This window comes from Microcoleus sp. B13-B6 (assembly GCF_036705405.1).
Lineage (GTDB): Bacteria > Cyanobacteriota > Cyanobacteriia > Cyanobacteriales > Microcoleaceae > Microcoleus.
Map to the genome: position 1 here is coordinate 43402 of NZ_JAUBUJ010000014.1, position 6406 is coordinate 49807.

The following is a 6406-nucleotide window of genomic DNA, read 5'->3' on the forward strand; positions in this document are numbered from 1 at the left end:
TGTCAAGCTTTCAGGTCAGTTAACTTGCTAGTTTGAGATTGTAGACGATCGGCGTGAGACGTTCGGCCAGAAGTCAGTTGAGTCGCGCTAAGTCGAACACTTTTAGATTTACTCCAAAGATCAATCTGGGATGTTGAACTAGGGTCGAAAATTTTTATCTCTCCCCGACAGGAGTACGTGGCACCGTATCCGTTTTTGGGCGGGGTCACAAAAATTAACTTCTAGCTGCAGCATCCTTCCTTGGGCTTTCTAATCCTGTGATTGAGGAAAGTTGAGTACGGGAAGGCGCGAACCCCGAAAGACTTCTTCGCTTTCAACGCCGATCGACGCAACAAACTCAGCAGCAGCTTTAGCCACCACCAACCCGCCCAGCATGGGTAAGGCGACCAAGCTCAACAAAATATCTGAGGGAACCGGCAATTTTGGACTGTTAGGTGTTTGAGTTTTGAGCAAGTCTTGGTTTTCCGACGGCATAAATCTTTCCTGCGTATTCTGTTATCCCTAGTTTACAAGCTAGGGCGGGTTTTCTTGCCTCGTTGTATCCTAGATTGGGGCGAGATCCGTGTTCATCCAAGAATTAGTGCCGTGTCGATCGCGCGTACAACAGCTTTTTCAAGCCGATCGCCCCTCGGGGCATATTACACAAAAATTAGAGCATAAGAGCGATCGTCCCAGCTAAGCTGTGTATGAAAGTGCGATCGACTGTTGGAAAACAGACTAACTTGTCTACTTCGATTCAGGATGCCAACACATCCCATCAACTAAGATCGATTAAACTCTTCCCGTTATTATGAGAGGAAGTACGCAGCCATTCCAGAAAATCCTTATCTAAGGTTTCTGTTTCTTTCAATCTTTGCAAATCTTCGGTTTCTTTAGCCATTTCTCTAACCGCAAATGGATGACAGGCAATCGCTGCTATAAACTTTTCCCTTCCATCTTGTTCCCGACTAACATTGAAAAATTCATCTTCGCAAGCTACATAAAACTCAATGGTATTTCTAGCGTATTCTACTATCCTAACAATCTCTCTTGTAGCTGCCTCGCTACAGGCTCTCAAAGTCGTGCATATAGCGTCAATAAGTTGTAGTGATTTATAACTATCACCACCAAAATCAAGCGAATCAGGAGCTATATTGTCGCTGCCACAATTATTGATTAATCGCTCTATTCTGAGTTCATCTATTGGTTTTCCTTGGAGAATCTGCCAAACTTCATCGAGTGCATTTCTCAGTACGCTGGGATCGCCAAAATCATACATTCGGCAAAAAGCGTTGTAGTTGGGAAGCATTCGTTCGCAACAAGCAGCAGCAAACGCAAGTCTGTGAAATACGGGAAGTTTTTCCAGTTCTTGTTCGAGGGTATCAAATTCAAAAAAGTGCATATTCATTTCGTGATTTTATCGTCTCGGTGGTTCATTTTGTCTGCTCGGACCGGGTTTGTAGGTAGGATTCCATCGACTGCCAGGTCTTATACCTCTTTCTTGCATCAATGACTTACAGAAATATTCGCAAATTCCGTTTTTATGGCTAACCCCAATTGATTCAATTCCAACTATTGTTCCTTTAGCTTTTTCAGCATCAGCCCAATAAATCATTCGCTCCTCCGCATGAATATTTTTTAAAGGTCTATTATCGGGAATAACAATATATCCCTGTGATTCCAGCAATTTTCTCTGTTTATCTGTAAAGTATCCCGCACTGGAAGATACAACTTTTCTGGGTTCACCTCCTTTTACAGGTATGACTCGCCCAACAGCGATTACCGTCAGATCGGCTGTCTTAGTATCTTTGCCGAACAACTCGTCAGAAATTCGTTTAGCGTCTGCTTCTAACTCCGCTGCATCTGGGTGAATCTCATTTTCACCGCGCCTCGGGCCTGCACTTTCTGAGCCGTCCGTTGTACTGTGAAAAACTACTCCCAGGAGCTTGGCTATATTCTTTAACCCAGTCGAAGCTGTAGTTGCTCCGTGTAGCCCTAGAGCTGTCCCTGCTACTATAGCAGGAGCACCTGCAATGCAACCAACTCCTGTTACACATAAACCTGCACCCCCAGCACCAGTACCGCCACCTCCAATTATCTCTAAAATCCCCGTAACAATTGACGCCGCATCTCCGAAGGTTCGCCCTGATTGGAAAGCCCAGCTTTTAGGCAGATTTCGCTCTACATCTTGCTCGAGTCCATTCCATTGGGGAGACAATACCTGCAACAACCATCTAGCAAGTTCTCCATTATTACGCAACCATTGATATATTGCCCCAGCAACAAACTCTCCAAGAGCTCTAAAGAAACTCAACAATTCTCGGATAACTTTTGCCAGTGCAGAAATTTTGTTAGGAGGTAATTTTCCCGAACCTGGATTACCCCCACCACCAGAGCCAGCAAACCAATTATCTGGGACATTCTCTACTACTCGCGGACGAGTACGAGGCGGTGTTTGCCAAATATTATCAGTAGGCTTAGGAGGCTTATTCAAATCTATAGGCCGATTCTTCGGCACCTTATTCAACCGCGGCGCCTCCCCAGCTTCTGGCAAATTATTCGGGAGCGTCCCCGTACCCTTCGGATCGTAAGACCCCCTCGCCGTCTCCGATTCACCCGGTACAGACCTCCCATTCTCCCAATTAGACTTCGACCAACTCTCACTCCAATTATTGCGCCCATCATCCCACACCGTCCCGCTGCGAGTCCAACTCCAATTGCTTTGCTTGCTAGTAGTCGTCCCCCCTTTCGTTACCGATTCGGAATTAGTACCGCTGATGGTTTCACTCCAACTGTAACCGCCTTTAAACTCGGACCTGCTGTAACTCGAACTCCAACTTTCATAACCGTTTGTCGTCGCAGTCACGCCTCGATCCGTTGCTGTTTCATTCCACCATCTTTGGTAACTCGAACCCTCATTCTTATTTTTCCGACCATCTTTATGAACTGTAACTGTTTGGTCATTGCGGGTGCGAACCGTATCGCTGCTGCTGGATGAAGTATTGTTAGTTCCGTCATTGTTGCTGGTGGAACGAGTAGATGTAATTGTCTCTTCATCTCCCGTGGTGGTCGTAGTATAAGCATCTATCTTATACTCGCTTTCATGCTTAATTCGGTTCTCGGAATAAGTTTCTTGATTGTTTTTAGAGGTGATTTTTCCAGAACTATTGGCGCTATAACCATCCGACTTCGTTACGGAATAGTTATCTGTAATCCTGCTGCTGGTTTGCGGGCCGTGTTTGTAAGTTTGCGTGTCATTCCCTTGAGTGACCGAGTAATTGTTGTGCCGATTGTTCTGCCGATATGAGGAACCCTGACTGCTGTTGGTTTGTTCGGATTTATTGACAGTGTAGGTGTCTCGATTGCTGTGATTTTTTGACTTGCCATCATCGTAGCTGCTTTGATTGTTGGTACTGCCTTCTGAGTAAACGTCGCGGGTGTTGCTGTTGATAGCTACACCGTTAATTGTCGTGTTGTCCCAAGTAGAGTTGGTTACAGAATAGTTGTCATTTCCGCTGCTGTTTTTGGAGAAACCGCTGCTGTTGCTGTTAGTAGAATTCGACGTGCTGACTGTGGTTTCTTCACCAGTGTGAGTGTTGTTGTAACTGCTACCGTTACTGCTATTCGTCCAATCAGCATTGCCTGCCGTTTGAGTCGCACTCTTGCTAGTTGATATGTTGTTGCCGCTAGTAGTGCGGCTGTTGGAAGTTGATTTAGAACCCCAATCATCTTGACGATCGCCCTTAGCTATGCTGAGGTTCGTAGCGTATTGGCTGTTAGATTTGGACTTGCTGTTGCGGTAACTGTCTGAAGCATCTTTCCTGGTGTGTGTAGGAGTGGTATAGTCGTAAGAACTGCGGGATTTTTGAGCCGATTCGCTAGTGTCGGCGCGAGTGCCTTCGTGTTTCACTCGGCTGCGGTTTTCCTGCCATTGATTTTTCCTTTCTGTTGAATTTTGAGAAAAGCTTTTGCTGGTGTGAGTGCTGGCATTGGTAGCTGAATCGCTGGTGGAAGAGTCAAAAGATTCGCCCTTGTGGTTGGTTTTGGTAGTGCTTCTATCCCAGCTTGATTCGGTGTTTGAAAGGCTGCTCAGGGTGCGAGAGTTGGTACTCGTTGTGCCGTTGGCACTACTGCTAGAAGTTGTTTGGTACGGTGCTAAATCTGCGGTATAGGAACTGGTACCGTTGTTAGAGTCTCCGGTTGAGGTACTCGTAACCTTTGGTGTGCCTGGGGCGGTGGTTGCAGTTGCTCTTTCTGAAGTTTTAGTTGCGGTAGAATTGGGAGAGTTACTGATATTTACATCAGCATCAATTAGGGATTTTGTCAAGTATTTTGCGGCCACCAATACTGGAATTGTCGGGATAGTTTCCGCTGCTGTAGCAATGGCAGATCCTGCGTCGAGAATGCCGTATCCTGTCCTTTCATCCCATGAGGGTACGTCGATGTCTTTGGCTGTGTTGAGGAGGATGTTTTTGATTTGTTGGTAGTTGAGGGATGGGTTGGCGGCCCACATTTGGGAGATGGTGTTTGTGACTTTTGCGGCTGCTATTGATGTGCCTTGTTTGGTTTCGGTTGTTGCAGTTTCTGCTGTTGGTGGAGTGCTTGTTGGTGCTAGGATATCTAAGCCGTTTCCGTAGCTGGAATAGGCGGCGCGATAGTTGTTTTGGGATGCGCCGACGGTGATGATGTTGTCGAATTCTGTTGAGGCTTGTCCGAGGGCGGAGATGAGATTCCCTTCATTCCCAGCGGCTGCTACAATCAGTATGTTGTTGTCTTTTGCGTATTGCAATGCTGCTGTTTCTGCTGCTGTCAGTTTGTGCCGTGTTGTTTGCCCTCCGTCGGGATTGATTTGGGTTAAGTCGAAGCTGAGGTTGACAACTGCATTGGGTTGTTTTGCTGCAATGGCTGCATTGACAAATTCTATCAAGGATTGATGCCAGTTGCCGCTACCCGTTGCTCTTCCCAACCAAATTTCACTTGATTTTTGGGTGTCGCTTCGGTTGTGGGAGTCGCTGATTATTTCTAAAATTGCATCCCCGTGTTGGTTTCCTGTGTTTGGTTGAATTAGGGGATTGCTGTCACCGTCGATGACATCTTTGCCGAGGATGATTTGGCTGTAGTTGATGTTGGGATTGTTGGCTGTAAATCCAGTGTCAATGATGCCGATTAGCGGTTTGGTTGGTTGGGGAGAATCGGCAGTTGTTTCTGTGAAGCTGTCTGTTTGTGCAACAGTGTATTCGTTGTTGTTTGTTTCCGAGTTGCTGGCGCTGGCTGGGATGGTAGTTTGAGAGGTTTCTGGCTGATTGTTTGCGGGCGTAGGGGTTGCTGTTTCGGAAATGATGGCTGTTTGTGCGGATTCTGAGGTTTCAGCTTCCCCGTCCCCGCCATTTATCAACTCGAAATCTGCTGTGTTTTCGATATCGGTTGGCAGATAATTTTGACTGATGGGAGTGAAGGGAAGACGAGTTGGGTTGTTTGAGTCGGTATCTTCGTTAGCGTTGATGTATTCTAACTCTGAGGTTTCGGAGTTTTCGCTTAATTCTGCCGCCGCCCAGATGCGGTTGAGATTTTCCCACAGCAGGGCAATTTCTTCGTCGGAAAGTGGCCCAAAAGTTTCATTACTTTCGCTGGCTGTTGCGAGGCTGTCGGTAGGGGTTGGGGAGATGTTTTCAATTTCGCCGGTGAGTATGTCTGCGGCTGCTGCGGGTGTTGTTGGTGTTTCTGATTTTTCTGGCTGGAGAAAGACGCGTGTTTCGATTTTGTCTCCTGTAATCGCGTCGATTTCTGAGTCAGCAGGATTTGTCGCCCAATTGGGATTTTCCGCAACAATTGGGTTTTGAGTTTCACCTGCTGGGGAAGTTTCTGTTTTTGTTTCAACAGAATTTGTCACAGCATTGGAAATTTCTGAAACAGTCGGATTGTCGGCTTCAACTGCGGGAGATTTTTCGGTTTGTGTTTCAACCGAATTTGTTGCAGAATTGGAAATTTCCGAAACAGTCGAGTTTTTCGTTTCTGCGGTTAAGGAAGTTTCCGTCTTTGTTTCAGTCAAATCCGTTAGAGAGTTGGAATTTTCGGAAACAGTCGGATTTTTGGTTTCAACTGCTGGAGAAGTTTCCGTTTTTGCTTCCGCAGCATCCGTCACAGAATTGGCACTTTCGGAAACAGTCGGATTTTTGGTTTCGACTGCTGGGGAAGTTTCCGTTTTTGCTTCCGCAGCATCCGTCACAGAATTGGCACTTTCGGAAACAGTCGGATTTTTGGTTTCAACTGCTGGAGAAGTTTCCGTTTTTGCTTCCGCAGCATCCGTTGCAGAATTGGCACTTTCAGAAACAGTCGGATTTTTGGTTTCAACTGCGGGAGAATCTGTTTTTGTTTCAGTAGAATTTGGATCGGAATTGGGAATTTCAGAAACAGTCGGATTTTTGGT

General features: G+C 46.3%; 3 protein-coding genes. All 3 read right to left on the reverse strand.

What is annotated here, in order from left to right:
* Positions 1-249: 249 nt before the first annotated feature.
* Complete coding sequence (locus tag QUB35_RS08685; RefSeq protein WP_333053485.1) at positions 250-474, reverse strand: hypothetical protein; 225 nt, start codon at positions 472-474, stop codon at positions 250-252.
* 283 nt (positions 475-757) lie between these two features.
* Positions 758-1387 carry a DUF416 family protein gene (locus QUB35_RS08690; RefSeq protein WP_333141208.1) on the reverse strand — a complete coding sequence of 210 codons (630 nt, stop codon included), beginning with the start codon at positions 1385-1387 and terminating at the stop codon, positions 758-760.
* A 9-nt stretch (positions 1388-1396) separates the two neighbouring features.
* Positions 1397-6406 (reverse strand): S8 family serine peptidase (locus QUB35_RS08695; protein WP_333141210.1); only part of this gene is annotated, 5010 nt, incomplete at its 5' end.